Origin of the sequence: Sphingobium sp. (assembly GCF_036170395.1) — a bacterium.
Classification (GTDB): Bacteria; Pseudomonadota; Alphaproteobacteria; order Sphingomonadales; family Sphingomonadaceae; genus Sphingobium.
The window spans coordinates 168,115-186,970 of the sequence record NZ_JAVHPD010000007.1; the positions used below are offsets into that span (position 1 = coordinate 168,115).

The window sequence follows — 18,856 nt, forward strand, 5'->3', positions numbered from 1 at the left end:
AGCAAAAGGGCGCCGGCATCATCCGGCGCCCTTTTTGCACGTCAGACGATCAGGAAGTCGGCCGCGCTCAGCGCCAGCCCCGGCGTCAGCGTGGCGAACTGCACCGCCCCCCCGCTCCCCGATCCATCCTCGTCGAAGAACAGCGCGCCGCTTGTGCTGTCATAGATGATGCGGTCGCTGGCATCCACCGCCGCGCTGCCGACGACGAAGGCATCGGCCGGCAGCGCGCCCTTTGTCCCGCGGAACACGGTGCGGGCAAGCCAGATGCTATCCTCCCCCACGACAAAATCTGTAATCCGGTCAACGTTGTAATAGGAAGACCATGTATCGAACACGAAACGATCACTTCCGGCCCCACCGGTCAGAACATCGTTGCCGTCGCGCCCTCGGATGATGTTGTCTCCGGCATTGCCGCTTAACTCGTTGTCCAACGCGCTGCCCGTCAAACTCAAGTCCCTGCTGCCCACCAGCCGCACATTCTCGATCTCGGACAGCACCGCGAGCTTGATGGAGATGGAACTAATCATCAGGTCGATGCCGCCCTTGGCACCTTCGACCACCTGATCGCCCTTGCTGTTGACGTGGTAGATGTCGTCGCCCGCCCCACCGATCATCACGTCCTCGCCACCGCGCCCGATAAAGCGATTGTCGCCGCTATTGCCGGTCAGCACATTGTCGCTGTTATTGCCGGTCGCATCGATATTGCCGCGCCCCAGCAGCGTCAGCGCTTCGACATTGTCTGCGAGTGTATAATCGACCTTGGCGAACACCCGGTCATAGCCGCCGCCCGCCGCTTCGACGATGGTGTCGCCGACATTGTCGATCCAATAATCGTCGTTGCCGCCCAAACCGATCAACGCATCCGCGCCGCCCAGCCCCGTCAGCACATTGGCGCCATTGTCGCCGGTCAGCACATCGTCGAACGCCGATCCCCGGATATTCTCGAACCCCGACAGCAGATCATTGCCAGCCCCGCCGCTCGCCACCCCGGTCGCAAGCGACACCACAACCCCGGCGCCTGCGAGTTCATAATTGACGACGTCGAAACCGTCACCGCCGTCGAGTTGGTCATCACCTGGGCCACCGTCGATCAGATCGTCGCCGGCCAATCCGCGTATCACATCCGCACCGCTGAGCCCCGTCAGCACGTTGGCGCCATCGTCGCCGGTCAGCACATCGTCAAACGCTGACCCACGCACATTCTCGAAACCTGTCAGCAGGTCGCGGCCCGCCGCGCCGCTGGCCGTCCCGGCTTGGAGCGAGACCACCACCCCGGCGACCGCATGTTCGTAAATGACGCTGTCGACACCGTGCCCCCCGTCGAGCATGTCGTTGCCCAGGCCGCCGTCGATGGTGTCGTCGCCAGACCGACCATATAGCCTATCGTCTCCGGCTCCGCCCCGAATGACGTTGCGCCCGATACTGCCGGTCAGCGTCTGCCCCGCATCGGACGTGCCAGTCAGTATCTCAATATCGCCCCACAAAGGTAGCTCATAGCTGGTCAGGCTGGTCCGAACTTCGTCGATGCCTGCATCATCTTCGAATTCGATCCAGAAGTCTTCTCCAGCCTCTCCCTCGACGATGAAGACATCGTCTCCGGCCCCGCCGGACACGGTCAACAAGTAGTTCGCGCCCTGCGTAATATGGAGCACATCATTTCCGGCGCCCCCAAACATTGTCCCGCCCGAACCGCCATACAGAATGTCGTCGCCATCTTCGCCATAAAGATTGCTGCCGCGCAATATGTCGTTACCGCCGCCACCGTAGAATGTCGCTCCACCGCGACTTTCAGGATCATCAGAAAAAACGTCGTTTCCTGAACCTCCCCTTAAGCTCAGGCCGCCTGTGTTATAAAAAGTCACGTTCCCGATTTTATTTATGCCATCGCGATCATATGTAAAAATCCGACCTGCTGTTTCGTCGGAAACATTTAGCAAAACTGATGCTCGTCCACTACCATCGACTGTGGCGTTGATAAGGATCGAACTGACACTGACGCCACCCCAGTAATGCTTGATGTTTATATGCTCGATATTGGAGAAATATGAAGTGAAGACATTGTACTTCGTATTAAACGTGATCTGATCCGGCTTCAAAGCGACACCGATTGGATACAGCGCCGGATAAGCGGAATAATCGACATTCAATATGTCGAACCCGGCGCCACCGTCTATATCGGAAGCGCCATCCCTGTGGGTGATGTGGAACACATTATCCTCAGGCCCGCCGACATAGTCCGTCATCATCCACTCTCCACCCAGTCCGCACTGCCGGCAAGGCAATGGGCATCAACACAGTGCGACCTGCTACCATCCTACCGCTTTTACATGACAATTCAGCGCATGGCGAGCGGCCCGGGTGCCGCCGCGCTTCAAATCACCAAGAAATCGGCAGCGCTCAGCGCAAGTCCCTGCGTCAGCGTGGCGAACTGCACCGCCGCACCGCCGCCCGACCCATCCGCATCGAAGAACAGCGCACCGCTCGCGTTGTCATAGATGATCCGGCCGCCGGCATCTGCCGCCGATGATGAAGGCAGCCCGAGAATTTCTACTTTGTCGCGGGTCGGTACTGCAGGCGTTGCGCGCCTTTACAGGTCTTCTTCGATTAATTGGTCGCATTCCACCGCTGTCAGCCCGATGACTTGCTTTCTTTACCAAGCTCGCTACCGTTGGTCTTGCACAAGAGTTAAGGGAGGGAGAAGCCGATATGATGCGCATCGTACAGCTGGCTGCCGCTCTCTTCCTCGCTACAGCGCCGGCCTTCAGCCAGCCGCCGAAGATCAAGGATGTCGCTGTCAGGCTCGACCGGAGCTGGACGCATAAAGCCAGCCGGATCGGCTTTCCGCCCGCCATAGCGGGATTTGCCCGAAGCGCCGTGCAGGATCTGAGCGGCGGCCCGCAACTCGACATGTCGATCGCCTATGACGATCCGCTCAGCCGCGCGCATGTGAACATCTATGTCTATCATGCGGCGATGCCGACCACGGCGCTCTGGTTCGATGTCGCCGCGACGATGATCGCCACCAATGAGGGTTTCGGCACGGTTACGCCCGCAGGCGTGCCGGCGACTTTCGCCTTGCCCGGCCACCCGGTGGCGGCAGGGCTGCGCCAGTCCTTCACCATTACGAAGATCGGCCGGTCGAGCGGGGTCGCGCTGATCGGGGTCGGCGAATGGGTGGTGAAGCTGCGCCTGACCTCGCCGACACATGATGCCGCGCAGACGGACGCGCTGATCGCCCGGATCATGGACGGGATCGCATGGCCTGCCAAGCTGCCGCCGCTCGCGCTCGCCGAACCGCTGACGCCCTGTGCTGCGCCGCTGCAGTTCGGTCCGCTGGCCGAGAAAGCACCCCAAGATGGCGCGACGCTGCTGCTGGCGGCGATACGCGGCAGGGTGGCCCGGGATGACGCCGAGAAGGCAGCGAAGGAGAAGCGGGCGCCGGCTCCGCCCACCTTGTGCATCCACCCTGATCGCATCATGGGCCGCCTGCCCCTGTATCAGCATATGGGTGAAGACGGGGGGTATATCATCCCGCTGGGCGACTCCGGCGTGCTGATCGATATCACTCGCGATCCGGTGGTCGGCCTGCTGGCTAAGGAAGCCGGCGCGGGCAAGCCGACCCCGTTCGGGGTCACGGTCATGAAGCATGACCGCTGGGAGCAATATCCCAATTACGCCACCATGCCGGCCCCAATGCAGGCGGTGCAGATCGTGCAAAGCGAAACCCCGCTTTCCACCACCAGCATGCTGGGCAAGGGCAGCCAGATCACCATCGCCTCCGACGCCCTTAAATAGACGCTATCGGATGAGCGCCGCGGCTTGCCCACCCCGCCCTCGCCCGCTAGGTCGCCCAGCCATGACTGCGCATAAATCCGGCGACCCAACCACGCTCAACCGCCTCTATGGCCGCCAGTCTGGGGCGAAGCTGCGCAAGGGGCAGCAGGAACTGGTCGATACGCTTCTCCCCGCCATTTCGGTGCCCGAGGAGGGCGAGGTCACCGCCGCCGGACTGTTCGGTTATGATCGCCCGCTCCATTTCGAGATCGGCTTCGGCGGCGGCGAGCATCTCGCCTCGCGCGCCGACCTGCTGCCCGACCATGGCTTCATCGGCGCGGAGCCGTTCCTGAACGGCGTCGTCCAGGCGCTGGGCCATGTCCGCGACCGGCATCTGGGCAATGTGCGGCTGCATATGGGCGACGCGCTACAGGTGCTCACCCGCATCCCCGACGGGGCGCTGAGCTTCGTCTATCTGCTCCACCCCGACCCCTGGCCTAAGGCCCGCCATGCCAAGCGGCGGATGATGAACCCCGGCCCGGTGGCGATGATCGCACGGAAGCTGAAGCCCGGTGGCGAGTTCCGGTTCGGCACCGACCATCCGGTCTATCTGCGCTGGGCGCTGATGGTGATGAATGGTCATCCCGATTTTGAGTGGCTGGCGAACGAACCCAGCGACTTCCAGAACCGTCCCGGCGGCTGGCCCGAAACCCGTTACGAGGCCAAGGCCCGCCGGCTGGGGCATGAGGTGTGGTACTTCCGATACCGGCGGATTTAGGTCAACGACTTAGCCTGTCGTTCTAAGTGTTATCAGTAGCTTAAGCCGAAACGCACCGCCGCCTGCCGCCGCCCGTTTCCGTTTCGGTGATTGCTGGGTGATTACTTTTTTGGTACATGAGGTTCGTCATGGCCACCGGAAAAATCACCAAGCGAACCCTTGATGCTCTCCAGGCGGGGGCTGTTACCGGCTTCCTTTGGGATGACGAACTGAAGGGGTTCGGACTCAAGATTACTGCAGGCGGCTCTGCGTCCTATGTCGTCCAGTATCGGATGGGTGGCCGCGAGGCGAAGACGCGTCGCTTCACCATCGGCGGTCATGGCTCGCCATGGACGCCCTTCACCGCTCGCGAGGAGGCGACGAGACTCCTCCGCCTCGTCGCCCAAGGGATCGACCCCGTCGAATCGGACAAGCAGCGACGGCGCGAAGCTGTCGACCTTGCCTTTTCCAACTACGCCGACCGCTTTGCGGCCGACTGCAAAGGGAAAGGTTGGTCGACACTCGTAACACGATCACTTCGGCGACACGTCAAACCCGTCTTGCGGGACAAGGCGCTTCCCGCAATCACGCGCATTGATGTGGTGGCCGTGTTCGATAGCATGCCGCAAAATCAGGCCGCCAATCGTCGCAACGTGTTCGCGGTCCTGAGGCGCCTATTTCGATGGGCTGTGAGCCGTGGCGACATCGACAGAAGCCCAATGGAAGGCATGGAAACGCCGAAAGCCGTTAAACCTCGCGAGCGCTGGCTGAGCGACAGCGAGTTGGCGAGGGTCTGGATTCATGCCCCGGAATGCCATCGGTGCTTTGGGTCGATCGTGCGACTCCTGATTGCTACCGGCCAGCGTCGTGAAGAGATCGGCGGGCTTCACTGGCAGGAGTTGGATCGCGCTGAACGTGAGATGCGGCTGTCCGGCGATCGGACGAAGAACGGCGAGCCGACCACCATCCCGCTCAATGACCTCGCGGTGTCCGAACTCGACAAAGTGGCGGGGAGCGAAAAGTGGCCAGTTCGTGGAAGGGTGTTTCCAACAGCGACCGGTGCCGCGTTCACGGCTTATCACAAGGGCAAGACGAAGCTCGATAAGCTGATTTCGAAGGACGGCGGCAGCTCGATGCCGCCGTGGCGCCTCCATGACCTTAGGCGAACACTGGCGACCGGGTTTCAACGGCTCGGCGTGCGCTTCGAGGTAACCGAAGCCGTCCTCAATCACGTTGGAGGCTCGCGTTCCGGCGTTGCGGGCATCTATCAACGTCACGATTGGAAGCCTGAAAAGCGCGAGGCGCTGGCAATGTGGAACGATCACCTCACCAGCGCCATCGCAGAAGTCCAGAAATAGCGCTGCAGCCTATTACGCTACCTCAGTAGCTGGCTTTTCATGGTTCTGCGAAGGCGACGTTCGAATCCTTCCGGGCGCGCCGCCCCGCGCAGGATAAACCTGACGAATATGAGTCGCCGTTTATACTACTATAGGACTGCCGCCAGATGCCGGCTATCGCCCTACGCCGTACTGCGAAGCCATTAGTCCTACTGCGCAATAATTGGTCTCGAATTCAGACAGGCGCAAAGTGCGACCTTCTCGGATTTAGGAAGAATCGCACCGGCGGCGCGAAATCGTCGCGCGATTGCGAATGATCTGGATCATAGCGAAGGACGTCGTTCGCGAAGTGCATCGCGTCCGCCTCGACGAGCGGATCGGCCGCGCTGCGGATGTTTCGGCGGCGCGCATCGAAGACCACAAGATAGCCGCGCGTTGCGGTGCTGGCGGTGTGCCGCACTTCGCGGTCGAGGTAGTCGGCCAACTGGTCGGCCCCTTCCTGGGCGCGGGGCGGCCCATAGTCGGTATAAGTGGGCTCCGGCGCAGGGTTGCGGGACCGCGCGGTGGACCGTCCGAGCCATTTGACCTCGATCAGCGCGGCGGCGCCGGAGGCGAACCATTCGACGCGGACATCGACCGGCTTGGTCTCGTCGGTGTTGTGCTCGGGCCGTGCATTGGCGTCGCGCAGGACCAGTTGCAGTGCCTGGATAAGCGAGTCCCGCATGATCGATTCGGGCCGGTTAACCAGGACCAGCCGCGGACCATCGACGCCGCCTTCCCAGACATCCGCCAGGATGCGGCATTTCGTTTCCCGAGCGAATTCGCTGTAGCGCGAAAGCGCCTCCTCAAGGCTGTTCAGCGTCGCATTGGCGAAATTGCTGGCGAGGATCGGTGAGACCTTCTGGACATAGTCGTCGTGGTGTTTGGCGAGAATCCGGTCGACGCCACTGTCGTAGCGATAGACTAGCGCGTCGGCGGCGGCCGCCTTGAGGTCGATATCCGATCCGAGCTGAAGGAAACGGAAAGTGCCATCCGGCACCAGTTCGATCAGGCAGTGCGCGCCGTCATCCGCGCCGGCGAGCGCGGTGCCGAGTTCCTCATAAGTCTGAAACGCTGACGGTGCGCCCCAGGCGGCGACCATAGGCGCCGCCGGCGTCGCGCTCATGCCGATCATGACCGTCAGCGTCCCGCCCAGACTTTCGGGCGGATAGCGCTGATAGATCAGCTTGACGGCATCGAGGAGCGCGGTGATCGCGCGCGCGCCCGGCTCGCCGAACGCCTCGCTCGCGTGCGGGAGATAGGCCATGCGCACCAGCGCCTGGACGTTTTCGAGGTTAATCAACGGGCGCGTCCTCCGTCCGCAGGATCCGCGCGGACAGCCAGATGACTGCGGGCGAGAGCAGATCCTTCACGTCGGCACCGAGCACCGAACTGACGATGCCATATTCCTCGTAGAGCAGCTCGATGTCGTCGGCCTGGAGCAGGAGGCGCCGCTGGCCTAGCCGGACCGAGGCGGCTAAGCCCGGCGTCTGGCCGATCGCATGGCGGATCGAGCCGACCGGAAGCGCGAGAGCGCATTGCGTCGCCGCGCGCAGCCACTGGCGCCGGTCGACCCAGGAACCCAGGGTCAGAAGGCTGCCGATCTCCGCCGCCAGCTCGTCGTGGCGCGCGCTCATCAAGCCCGCTCCATCCTCGTCGACTAAGCCGCGCGCGACGACCATCGACCGTGCCGTCTCAAACTGGACGCTGAACGGGAATCCTTCGGACGTGACCGCGAACGGATAGCCCCAATCGCCAACCGCCTGGCCTTTGAAGAGGCCGAGGATGCAGCCGAGATAGGCATAGAGATGGGCTTCGATGACCGTCATCGGCATGACCGACGCCGGCGCATCGGCGGCGATCGCCACGGCGTCGAAATACGCTTCGGGAATGATGTCGGCCGCGCTGGTCAAGTGAGCGCCGCGTCGATCGCGTCATAGGCTTGGGTGAACAACACTTCCTCGGTCTGCTGCACCTCGCTCAGGTCGGTCCAGTCGGTCATGCGCACGATCTGCATCCCCGCGCTTTTCTGAAGCCCGGCGAGACGCAGCACGAGCTGCGAGCTGCGCAAGTTGGCGGTCATCAGCACGCGATTGCCTTCGGCGACGAACTTCGAGAACATCGAGCCCGCGCGCGCCTCATAGGCGATGTCGAGCGAGCCTTCGGGCGTGTCGACCAGGAGCGTGGCGGCGCCGTCCGCCATATATTCCGACAGCGCCATGCGCAGCGCGATGTCGATGAAGAAGCGCTGGCTTTCCGACACGGTATCGGGCTGCGCGCGCAACTGGTCGTCCATGCGCATCCGCAGGCCGAAGCCGGAATCGTTGGCACCCTGACGATGCTCCAACTCGACGTCGATCGGCAGTCCGATGAAGTCCTCGGCGAGCTCGCGGAACCTGGGGACGAAGCGCTCGGAACCCGCCTCATACTGCGCCTTGAGCGCCTTTTCGTGGACGCGAAGCTGATCGCGCAGCTCGTCGCGCTTTTTGTAGTGCGCCTCGCTCTGAGCAAGAAATTCCTGGCGTTCCTTCTCGAGCTTGTCGATTTCCTGCTGGATCGCGGAGAAGCTGGAGCCGCTCTGCACCTTGGCGAGGCCCGCCGCCTCCTTCTCCTCGAACTGCCTAAGCTCCTCGGCTGCCGCCTCCTCGCTCGCCTGGGCGGCGGCGAATTCGTCGCTGATGCGCGCGCGGCTGTTCAGGATCGTGGCGAGGTCGTCGCGGATTTGGGCGATCTCGCGATCGAGACGCTGCAGTTGGGCGATGGCGTCCGCATCGGCGCCTGATCGGTCGAGAACGCTGTCGCACAAGGGGCAATCGCCCTTGTCGAGGGCGGCCTGAATCTTCGCGGCGACATGGACGGTGCCGCAAAGCGCACAGCGATCCTCCGACAGAGTAGCGCGGACGATCGGATGATGGTCGACCGAGGAGGATTGCTGCAGCCGGCTCGAGAACAGGCGGCGATATTCGAGCTGGGTTTCGGTGAGCGAGGCGCTGAGGTCGGTCCATTTGAGGTCGGCGTCGCGCAACTCGGCTTGCTTGCGGCGCATGCGCTGCTCGGCCTCGGCCTGCCGGCTGACAAGCGCGTCGTGCTGGGCCTGAAGCTCGGCGCCGGTCGTATGGTCGTCGGTTTCGGTGCCCTTGAGCAGATCGGCGAGCTGCTTGATGCGATCGGCGACGTGCCGCGCGGAAAAGCGGACGTTGCGGCCGCGCGAGCTTTCCCGGTCCATGTCGCGCTGGAGCTTATCCGCGGCCTTTGCCGCGACGGGATCGGCACCGAACGCAAGATACAGCGCATTGGTGAGCGCCGCGTCGTCCCACATCAAGAGATGCCGGCCTTCGTCGAAGGTGGCTACAAAATGCATGAGGAAGACGAACTGTGCGAAATCCTCGAGGCCGGCCAGCGCGAGAACCTTGGCCTGATAGAGGCCAGTCAGGTCGCTGCCGTCATCGTCGCTCGATTGGTGAACGTCGGTAGCGCCGGAGGCCAGGTCGGCGATTGCCAGGCGCGTGACTCCAGCGGTGCCGAACAGGTCGCGGGTGACGCTCACGGTGGTCGTCGGCCAGGCAAGGTCGACGGTGACGCTTGCGATCGGGCGGGCATGCTCGCTGATGCGGCCGCTGAAATAGTCGTCGGCGCGGTCGGCGCGCCCGGCGTTGCGGAGATAGTCGTGGGCCGACTGGAACTTGCGGCTGGGATCGGGGATCGCGCCGGTGATCGCGAAATTGATGGTGTTCAGGAAGGTGGACTTGCCGAGGCCATTGGCGCCGATGAGGCAGAAGACCGGACGTTCGATCTCGGCACGGGCATTCGGCTCGTTGGAATAGAGGTCGAAGTTCGCAAGCGCGACCCGCGCGATCGTCGGCAGGGAGATCTTTCGATCGGCAATGTCAGGCACCTGGCGTCTCCCCCCAACTCCGCGTCACACGCGCTCGAATACCAGGCAGTGTTCGGACAACTCGAATCCCCCTCCGTGCTGCGAGCTGTTGCGCATTGATCGGATAGCGCCGCTCTCGGTCAGGCGAAAGCCCAGAGGCTGCACGCATTCGACGAGAATGGAGGCGACATCGACGTGGATGCCGCCATATTGGCTGTCGCCGATCGCGACGACGGCGTGCCGGCCGGGCGCAAGAATTCTACGGAGCTGCGCGAAGATCATGGCGAGATCGTCGAAATAGAAGCCGATCATCTCGGGAATGTGGGGATTCCAGAGGTCGCGCCTGGCGCGGCGCAGCGCGCCGAGCGTATCCTCAAGCGCGGCCGAGGCGGCTACGCGCTGCGTCTCGCGCCATTTCATCTGCACGTGCGAGCGCAGGGTCTGATGGCGCAACGTGCGATTATCGGGGCCGGACTTCAGATAGCCGAGCATCCACAATTCGAGATTATAGACGTCAGTATAGTCGAAGGAGTTGGGGTAAGGCGGCGAGAAGACCGCGACGTCCGCCTTGTCGACGTTCGCCAGCGTGCTCCGGGCATCGCCGCGATGGACCACATGGCGGCCTCGGCGCGGTCCGGCATAGGAGGTGAGGTCGGCGGCGGCCATGTCGACCGCATCGTCGAGGCTGGCGATGAGGTCGGCGGCCGAGCGAGGCCGCGTTTCCCAGCCGCGGCGGTAGCGCCGGCCTTTGCCATTGATGGTCACGTTGCTGTTGGGGACGAGCACGGACCCCAGCAGCACCCTGAGCAGTCGTGCCTCGTCGGGCGGCAGGGCGGCCGATGCCCGAACGATCGCGCGGACTGTCGCATAGACGTCGGCGGCGAAGACGAAGCGTCCTTTGACGCCGGGTTCGGCCATCGTCGGCGGCATGCCCTCGATGGGAAGGCAGTCGCCGGGCTCGCTCTCCAGGTCCGACAGCAGGCGATCATAGGAAGCGCAGAAGCTGGCGGCCGGCACGGGCGTAAGCTTGGCTTCGATGAGATCCGCCAGGAACGGATTGACCTCGATGACGTCCGACGAGATGCCGAGCATGCGGCAGGTCACGGCGGTCGTGCCGCTGCCTCCGAACGGATCGAGGCATCGATCGACCTTGTAGGGCAGCGCGCCCAGGGTGTCGGCGACGAACTTGGGGGAAAAGGCTTCCTTGAAGTGGAACCACCGTTGGAAGGGAATGTTGGCCGCGCCCTGGTTCGATGAGGTCGGCGCGGCTTCGGCATAGCATTCGAGCCAGTTGCCGACATCGCTCAGTGCGACTCGGCGGCGCGCCAGGCGCTGCGAGGTCCGAACCGTCTCCGCCAGGGGCGCGCGCCAGAATTCCGTCATGCCGCGCGTCCTCGGCTCCGGCCGGTAAGCAGGCGCTCGGCGAAGCCAGGCTCGATGTCTGACGACTGGATCAGCGCGGCGAGCACCGCGCGGCGCTCGAGGTCGGGCAGCCGGGCGAGCTTGTGCACCCATCGGCTGGTCTTGCGGCGAATGCGTTCCCGCTCGCGGAAGCTGCCCCCGATCGGCGCATAGTCGTGGAGGTCGGGCGAGAATTCGAAGTTCGCCCATAGCCGTTCGTGGCGCGGCCCGGCATGGCTGACGTTGACGAGTTCCTTGACCTCCCATCCCTGAAGCGCCTGCTCGTAGAGCGCCGAGGGATAGCCGGAGATCATGACCCGGCAGTCGAGCTTCAGGAGGGCGTCGAGGAGCCTGCAATGATCCTCGTCGGTATATTCGTGCCGGTAGTAGCGGCGGTTCTTCTTGGTGGCCGCGACATAGGGCGGGTCGACGTAGAGCAGTTCGCCGCCGTCGAAGGCGTAGCCGGCGAGAAATGCGAGTGCGTCGCCGGTATGCAGCACGAGTCCCGGCACGTTCCAGGCGCTCGCCGCGCGGACGACCTGCGGGTCGATATCCACGCCGATGCTGACCCGCGCCGGGCGCTTGTTGCGCATGACCGCGCCGCCGCCTAGGTGCGTTTCGATATAAGTGTCGTGCGGCGGCATCAGGGACACGATGTCCTGCCAGAGCCGCCCTTTTCCGCCCGCATATCCCATGCGCGCACTCATCGCCATTTTTGACGATGCAGTCAAGCGCGATGAAGAGAGCTGGCGGATGGCCGGACCAGAATGATGCCCGCTTCAGGATTTTGAGAAAGTCTGTCCGCCGACGGATGTGAAATCAGAATCCGCTACTTCACCCGGAGCGATTCGAACGAAATTACCGAAGCGCTCCGCCGCCCCTACTACTTTGAACGCCCAGCGGTTTGATTGGTCGTAGCCGCTGCGGTCCCTGCGTAGAAGACGGCGACAATCGGCGGCATTTGGCGCCCCGCGCAGGATAAAGGTAACGAATACGTATCGCCGTTAACGCTACGCTAGAAGCGCCAATCTGCGCAACGTGCCGCCCTTCCCCGATATAGCCAGCCACTAATACTACTCCGCCGAGCCTGCAGGATGGTTGTATTGACGGACGAAAAGCGGGGGGAAGTAGCCCGCTTCCTAAGTTGAACCATCGTAGCGGGTCCATTGATCTCGCACGCAGCGGACCCGTCCCTGACCGACTGCCCTTTCGAGACGGGCGCGCCGTCCAACCGCCAGCCTTGCCATTTTTGAACCGATTGCGCGCCGGCGGCTTATCTCCGCTTGGAACTGAGATATATGTGTTTCATTTTAACATTCTTGGTGATACGCATGTGCTATGGAATCCTCGCCCGACCCGGAACATTGGTTAGCACTGCTGCACCAACTACCCGCGAAGCCACCCTACATGCGCGTGAAGATTTGGCGTCGCTTACAAGCGATTGGCGCGGTGCCGCTCAAAAACGCGGTTCATGTGCTCCCCCGTCGCGAGGAAAACGAAGCCGCATTCCGCGACCTGCTGGGAGAGATCACGAACAGCGGCGGCGAGGCGGTGCTGATCAACGCGCAGATGATCGAAGGCCAAAGCGACGCGGAGCTACGAGGGCTTTTCGACGCTGCGCGTGACGCCGACTATGACGAGGTGGCCCTGGCCGCACACAGGCTGCTCGACACCGGGCCGACGTCGGGGGCCGAGATTGCGAAACTCCAGAGACGGCTTTCCGAGATTGTCCGGCTAGACTTCTTTGGCGCTCACGGCCGTCAAGGTGCGGAGGCGGCGCTGCGGGAGTTGGGCGAAAAGCGCTATGCCCATCCCGATGTCGGCCGCACGGGCGAAGCGGCTGCGTTTTCGCCCGCCGACCTCAAGAATCGTGTCTGGGTGACGCGGCGCGGCGTCCATGTCGATCGCATCGCCTGCGCTTGGCTGATCCGACGATTCGTCGACCCCCACGCCAGCTTCAAGTTCGTCGATGGCAGGAGCTACACGCCCGATGCGGGCGAGCTGCGCTTCGACATGGCCGATGCCGAGTTCACCCACGAACAAGACCGGTGCAGCTTCGAGACGATCGTGAGGCGCGCTAGGCTCGAAGATGATCCCGCACTCGTCGCGATCGGCGAGATTATCCATGACCTGGACATAGCGGACGGCAAGTTCGGGCGCTCCGAGACGCCAGGCCTTGGTGCCATGCTTGCAGGCGTATGCGCGTCCACAGATGACGATCTCAAGCGGATCGCCAACGCAAGCGACGCGCTGGACGGCTTCTACACGCATTTCACTCTGGGCAGTCCACTCGATCGGCAGTCAGCGCAGCGCGTTCGACCATCGGTCGAGGGATGACGATCATGATCTGAGGAACGTAGCGAATGAGCACAAAGGTGGCGGGTGGGGCATTGGATCCTGAGAACGGAGGCACATTGCCCGACCTTTCTTATGCGCAGATTTTCGCGAAGTTCCTGCGGTTCGGCTTCCTGGCCTGGGGTGGCCCGATCGCCCAGATCGCGATGATCCGCCGTGAGCTGGTCGATGAGGAACACTGGGTCTCCAGCGCCAGGTTCAACCGCATCCTCGCCGTCTATCAGGTGCTCCCTGGTCCGGAGGCGCACGAGCTGTGCGTCTTCTTCGGCACGCTTCCCAAGGGAAAGCTCGGCGGCCTTCTTGCGGGTCTGGGATTCATGATGCCGGGCTTCGTCCTAATGTTCGCGCTGTCGTGGCTGTATCTCTCCACCGGGATCATGCAGACTGCCGCCGCGACCGCAGCATTTCTCGGAGTGCAACCCGCCGTCATCGCCCTGATCGTGCGCGCCGTGCACCGGATTGGCGGTCACATCCTGCTCGACCGCTGGCTTTGGGGTATCGCGGGCGTCGCCGGCCTGGCGGCCCTCGTCGGCACTCCGTTCTGGCTCACCCTGCCGATCGCGGGCCTCGTCTATATGTTCGCGGCGCGCCATCAGCGGGTGATGGCCGGCCTGCTCATGGCCGTGCTCGTCGGGGTCGGCCTCTACTTCGCCTGGGTCACTTTCGGCAGTACGGTCGGTGGGGATGCGGTCTCGGCGCAAGCCATCGCAAACCAAAAGCCGTCGCTGCTGGAGCTTTTCATCTCGGGCCTCAAGGCCGGGCTCCTCACCTTTGGCGGGGCCTACACAGTCATCCCGTTCCTGCGTGCAGATGCGGTCGGCAATGGATGGATGACGGATGCGCAGTTCCTCGACGGGCTCGCCTTATCGGGAATTCTGCCGGCGCCCCTGATCATCTTCTCGACGTTCATCGGATATTTCGGCGGCGGCCCACTCGGAGCGATCGTCATGACGATCGGCATCTTCCTGCCGGCATTCAGCTTTTCTCTGTTCTTTCATGACCAGCTTGAACGGTTGGTAGACAACGAAAAGATCAAGACCTTCCTAGAGGGAATATCCGCAGCGGTCGTCGGGCTGATCGCCGCCACGACGCTGGAACTAGGGCAAAAGACTCTCGTGAACGTGCCCGGCGTGGTGATCCCGCTCGCAATCTTCGCCGTCGCCCTCGCGCTCCTTTATGTGTTCAAGGCCAAAACGACGATCCTGTGGGTTGTTCTCGCCGCGGCGGGGACGGGCCTTGCCCTGTTCGGATGATCGCGACGCACCATCACTCTTACGCAGCCTAATCAATCATGTTGGAAAGGACCGAACGTGGCGATCGACAATCTCTCCCGACGCAGTGCAATCGCAACCATAGGCATAGGAGCCGCCGCCATGACGATCAACGAAGCCTCCGCCCAGACGCCGGCCGCCGCGCCGCCGACTGTACCCGCCTTTGCCAGCAACCATCAGATCAAGCCGCTCAAGTTCGATCCGGCCAAGCTCGAGGGCCTGTCCGAGCGATTGATCACGTCGCATCACGAGAACAACTATGCCGGCTCGGTCAGGACGCTGAACGCATTGCGGCCACGGCTGGCCGCCGCGCTCGCCGATACCGAAGCGCCGCCTGCCATCTACGGCGGCCTCAAGCGCGAGGAACTGCACCGTACCGGCTCGGTGGTGCTGCATGAAATCTACTTCGACGGGTTGGGCGGCGACGGTCAGGCGGCCGGTTCGGTCCGCGACGCGATCGACGCCGCCTTCGGCTCGTTCGCGAACTGGGAGGCCGAGTTCCGGCGCACCGGCATGAGCCTGGCGGGAGGGTCGGGCTGGACGATCCTGGGTTACAACCTCCACACCCGCTCGCTCAACAATCACTGGGCTTGGGACCATATGCACGGCGCGGCGGCTGGCGTGCCGGTGCTCGTCCTCGATATGTACGAGCACAGCTTCCACATGGACTATGGCACCCAGGCAGCCAGATATATCGATGCCTGGTTCAAGAACCTCGACTGGGAAGCAGTCGACCGCCGCTATGCGCATGCGATCGCCGCGGCCAGCGCCTGAGTTGGAAAGCGGCGATGAACGGGAAGCGAGCGAAGTCAGCCTTGGCCGCTTGCCCCAAGATCGGCCTGCTGTGGCGAACCGACGTCCCTACCAGCCCCGCGGACGCGCACAGCGCGCGCCAGTGGCCGATCATGGCAGCCCTGCGTGAGCTGGGCGGCGAGGTCGAGGCGATTGGATATGCCGACGAGACGGCTGGTACAGCGCGCGACCGTCTGCTGACTTGCGACGGCGTGATGGTCTGGGCCGACCCGATCAGCGACGCCGGTGACCGCTCAAGGATCGATCCGATTTTGCACGAGGCGGCGGGGGCGGGCGTCTCGATCAGTGCGCATCCCGATGTCATCGCGAAGATGGGCGTGAAAAACGTGCTTCATTCCACGCGCGCGCTAGGCTGGGGCACGGACACCCACCGCTACGCCGATCTAGAGGAACTGCGCGCGCTGCTCCCCGAACGCCTCGCTTCCGGGGCGCGTGTGCTCAAGGAAAACCGGAGCAATGGCGGCCGGGGCGTGTGGCGGGTCGAAGTTGTTGACCGGGGGCGCGGCGCCCAACCCAACGTTTCGGTCCTTCACGCCGCGCGGGGCAGCGTTCCGCTTGAGATGCCCCTCGATGCCCTGATCGATCGGTTCGCACCCTATTTCGAGCGGGGCGAATGCCTTATCGACCAACCCTTCCAGCCGCGGCTCGGAGACGGCATGATTCGCTGCTATGTCAGCGCGGACAAGGTCGTCGGTTTCGGGCATCAACTGATCCGCGCGCTGTTGCCGCCACCCTCCGAAGGGATCGACTCGCCGGAGGCGCAGCCAGGTCCACGGGTCATGCACCCCGCCGATGCGGGCGCTTTTCAGTCGCTCAGAGACAATATGGAACAGTCGTGGATACCTGGTTTGCAGCACATCCTCGCCGTCGAGCGTGACGAGCTCCCGCTGCTCTGGGATGCTGACTTCCTCTACGGGCCAAAGGATGATCGCGGCTCGGACAGCTATGTCTTGTGCGAGATCAACGTCAGCTCGGTAGCGCCGTTTCCGCCCAGCGCCGTGCGGACGGTAGCCGAGGCCGCGTATCGGCGCGCGGTTGCCGCGCGGGAGCGCCGTGTCGCCGGCCGAGGAACCGCCGCTTCGCCGGCATAAGCGTTCGCGCGTTCCGGGACACGCTAGTCGGTCTCTGGACTAGCGGAGCGTTTTCGGTCGCGCTTAGTCAGCGATGCGCGTTCAAGGCGGCCGTCTCCGCCAATTCCCGCGGTAGTCTGATTTCGACGGCCAGGCCCGGCTGGAGCCGTGCAAAGGTCAGTGTTCCGCGGTGCAGCCGAGCCACGGCGTCGGCGATCGCGAGGCCGAGACCGTTGCCGGATTTACGCCGCGCTCGGTCCAAGCGCCCGAACGGGCGCAACATCTCCTCGACCTCGCCATCGGTTACGCCAGGACCGTCGTCCACGACCGCCATCGTCACCGTGCCCGCGTGCTCGGTGACCGAAACATCGATCCGAGCGTGCTCACGGGAGTATTTGAGCGCGTTCTCGATCAGGTTGGCGAGCGCGCGCGCCAGCAAGTCGGCGTCACCGGCGACCGCCGTGCGAACCGAGCGGACCGAGATGTGGCGGCCGGAAGCCTCAATCTCCGCACGGTAGGCATCCACCACCCGGTCCACGATCTCCGCCAGATCGATCGGCTCAAATCGCGCGCGAGCATTACCGGCATCGATCTCCGCCAGCTCCAGCACCGCGCTGAACAGACGGAGCGCCTCGTCGAGCCCCGCCATCGCCCGTCCCAGCGCCGCGGTCCGTTTCTCGCCATCGGGCTGCGCGAGCGCCGTTTCGACCGCGTGCCTCACGCGTGTCAGCGGCGTGCGCAGGTCATGCGCGACCTCCGCCGACACGCGGCGGATCGTGGCGACGAGCGTGTCGATTTGGTCGAGCATTCGATCGATCGCCAACGCGAGTTGATCAAGATCGGTGCGCGCGTGAACTGGAGCTCCAGTCCGCGCAGAGAGATCTCCGCCCTCGACCGCGCGGACAGTGACGTTGATCCGCTTCATCTGGCGGAGCGTTTGCCGTGTGGCAAAGAGGCCTGCGACGATGCCAAAGACCAACGCGATTCCGCCGGCGATCAGAGTGGCCCCGAAAACAGCGTCGCGGATCGCTTCGCTTCGCTCCATGTCCTCCCCGACGATTAGAAGGGAGCCATCGGGAAGGCGTTGCGTCAGCGCCAGTAAATGAACGCCCTCGATGCCAGGTCGCGGCGAAGGCTGATCGGCGAAATGCCAACCGGTCTCTCGCGGCACCACCTGAAGGTCGCCGATCAACGTGCGTCCATCTGGACCAATGAGATAATACTCAGGCGAACCCGGCCGTTCGGCCTTCGTCCGGATCATGGCCAGTGCGCGATCAAGCCCTCCCCGGTCCGCCTCGACGGCGATGACATGCGACTCCAGCTCGATGCGGTTTCGAGCCTCGCGTTCAACGACCCCACGCGTTGCGATCCAGCCGCCGAGCGCGCCGGCGACCATGCTGATGACGAGCAGAAGCGCGTTGAGGGCAACAAGACGCGACACCGTCGAGCGCAACAGCCGGCTAATCACTCCAAGCGGCATAGCCTTCCCCACGCACGGTATGGATCAGGGGGGGATCGTCACCGCGATCGATCTTGGCCCGCAGCCGACTGATATGGCTTTCGACGAGGTTCCTGCCAGGATCGAAACGGAACTTCCACACGGTCTCCAGCAGCATCAACCGCGTGAGCACGGCCGGCGAGTTCAGCATCAGTAGTTCGAGAAGCTGGAACTCGCGCGGTATTAGTTCGATCGGCGTGTCGCCTCTCCGCACCGTCCGAGCGAGGCGGTCGAGCGTCAAGTCGCCCAGCGAGAGGATGCTGGGCGGGCCGGCTGCGCGGCGCTGCAGCGCTTCAACGCGCGCGACGAGTTCGGCGATTGCGAACGGTTTGACAAGATAGTCGTCGGCGCCACCTTCAAGACCTTCGACTCGTTGGCCCACTGAGCCTAGCGCCGTAAGCATCAGCACGGGTGCTACGACTTGCCGACGGCGCAGCTCGGTGACGACCGATAGCCCATCCATCTCTGGCAGCATTCGGTCAACGATCAGCAACGCGTGGGCGCCGCTCGCGGCGCGATCAAGTCCGCTTTTCCCATCCTCCTCCCAATCCACGGCGTGACCACGAGCACGCAGCGCTTCAACGACAGCGCTCCCCGTATCCTCGTCATCCTCGATCAGTAGCAGGCGCATAGTGCGGAGGCATCTCCTCTGCGTTGTTGGAGAACC

General features: G+C 63.5%; 15 protein-coding genes. 7 read left to right on the plus strand and 8 right to left on the minus strand.

Features of this window, described 5'->3' with window-relative positions:
• Positions 1–41: 41 nt before the first annotated feature.
• Complete coding sequence (locus V2B31_RS02425) at positions 42–2,246, minus strand: calcium-binding protein (RefSeq protein WP_328274962.1); 2,205 nt, start codon at positions 2,244–2,246, stop codon at positions 42–44.
• A gap of 460 nt (positions 2,247–2,706) precedes the next feature.
• On the opposite strand from V2B31_RS02425, the gene V2B31_RS02430 reads away from it, so the two are divergent.
• The 3 genes from V2B31_RS02430 (at position 2,707) to V2B31_RS02440 (ending at position 5,889) form a co-directional block, all read left to right on the plus strand.
• The gene (locus V2B31_RS02430) at positions 2,707–3,795 is read left to right on the plus strand and encodes a hypothetical protein (RefSeq protein ID WP_328274963.1); all 1,089 of its coding nucleotides are present in this window, start codon (positions 2,707–2,709) and stop codon (positions 3,793–3,795) included.
• Positions 3,796–3,856: 61 nt separating this feature from the next.
• Complete coding sequence (gene trmB, locus V2B31_RS02435) at positions 3,857–4,552, plus strand: tRNA (guanosine(46)-N7)-methyltransferase TrmB (RefSeq protein ID WP_328274964.1); 696 nt, start codon at positions 3,857–3,859, stop codon at positions 4,550–4,552.
• A 128-nt stretch (positions 4,553–4,680) separates the two neighbouring features.
• The gene (locus V2B31_RS02440; protein ID WP_328274965.1) at positions 4,681–5,889 is read left to right on the plus strand and encodes a tyrosine-type recombinase/integrase; all 1,209 of its coding nucleotides are present in this window, start codon (positions 4,681–4,683) and stop codon (positions 5,887–5,889) included.
• Between the two features lie 214 nt (positions 5,890–6,103).
• Here the strand turns inward: V2B31_RS02440 and V2B31_RS02445 are convergent, their stop codons facing one another.
• From V2B31_RS02445 to V2B31_RS02465, 5 genes are read right to left on the minus strand one after another with little or no spacing between them, the layout of a single operon-like run.
• Positions 6,104–7,210: a hypothetical protein gene (locus tag V2B31_RS02445; protein WP_328274966.1), complete on the minus strand. Its 1,107-nt coding sequence runs from the start codon at positions 7,208–7,210 to the stop codon at positions 6,104–6,106.
• Entirely contained in the window at positions 7,203–7,820 is a 618-nt protein-coding gene (locus tag V2B31_RS02450; protein ID WP_328274967.1) for a hypothetical protein, read from the minus strand. Before V2B31_RS02450 ends, V2B31_RS02445 begins: the two co-directional genes overlap by 8 nt.
• A complete protein-coding gene (locus V2B31_RS02455) occupies positions 7,817–9,802 on the minus strand; it encodes an AAA family ATPase (RefSeq protein ID WP_328274969.1) in 1,986 nt (661 codons plus the stop codon). Before V2B31_RS02455 ends, V2B31_RS02450 begins: the two co-directional genes overlap by 4 nt.
• Before the next feature lie 24 nt (positions 9,803–9,826).
• Positions 9,827–11,164, minus strand: coding sequence for a hypothetical protein (locus V2B31_RS02460; RefSeq protein ID WP_328274971.1), 1,338 nt, complete (start codon positions 11,162–11,164; stop codon positions 9,827–9,829).
• Positions 11,161–11,877 (minus strand): DNA adenine methylase, encoded by a 717-nt coding sequence (locus V2B31_RS02465; protein WP_328274973.1) that lies wholly within the window; start codon positions 11,875–11,877, stop codon positions 11,161–11,163. Before V2B31_RS02465 ends, V2B31_RS02460 begins: the two co-directional genes overlap by 4 nt.
• Positions 11,878–12,520: 643 nt before the next feature.
• Here V2B31_RS02465 and V2B31_RS02470 point away from each other — a divergent pair.
• The 4 genes from V2B31_RS02470 (at position 12,521) to V2B31_RS02485 (ending at position 16,712) form a co-directional block, all read left to right on the plus strand.
• The gene (locus V2B31_RS02470; protein WP_328274976.1) at positions 12,521–13,519 is read left to right on the plus strand and encodes a chromate resistance protein ChrB domain-containing protein; all 999 of its coding nucleotides are present in this window, start codon (positions 12,521–12,523) and stop codon (positions 13,517–13,519) included.
• Positions 13,520–13,545: 26 nt separating this feature from the next.
• Entirely contained in the window at positions 13,546–14,790 is a 1,245-nt protein-coding gene (gene chrA / locus V2B31_RS02475) for a chromate efflux transporter (protein ID WP_303696919.1), read from the plus strand.
• A 120-nt stretch (positions 14,791–14,910) separates the two neighbouring features.
• Complete coding sequence (locus V2B31_RS02480) at positions 14,911–15,582, plus strand: superoxide dismutase (RefSeq protein ID WP_303696920.1); 672 nt, start codon at positions 14,911–14,913, stop codon at positions 15,580–15,582.
• Between the two features lie 14 nt (positions 15,583–15,596).
• Complete coding sequence (locus tag V2B31_RS02485; RefSeq protein ID WP_328274982.1) at positions 15,597–16,712, plus strand: Cj0069 family protein; 1,116 nt, start codon at positions 15,597–15,599, stop codon at positions 16,710–16,712.
• A gap of 67 nt (positions 16,713–16,779) precedes the next feature.
• Here the strand turns inward: V2B31_RS02485 and V2B31_RS02490 are convergent, their stop codons facing one another.
• Together V2B31_RS02490 and V2B31_RS02495 are read right to left on the minus strand one after the other, a co-directional pair.
• A complete protein-coding gene (locus V2B31_RS02490; RefSeq protein WP_328274984.1) occupies positions 16,780–18,159 on the minus strand; it encodes a sensor histidine kinase in 1,380 nt (459 codons plus the stop codon).
• Positions 18,152–18,820 (minus strand): response regulator transcription factor, encoded by a 669-nt coding sequence (locus V2B31_RS02495; protein ID WP_066961358.1) that lies wholly within the window; start codon positions 18,818–18,820, stop codon positions 18,152–18,154. Before V2B31_RS02495 ends, V2B31_RS02490 begins: the two co-directional genes overlap by 8 nt.
• Between the last annotated feature and the right edge of the window lie 36 nt (positions 18,821–18,856).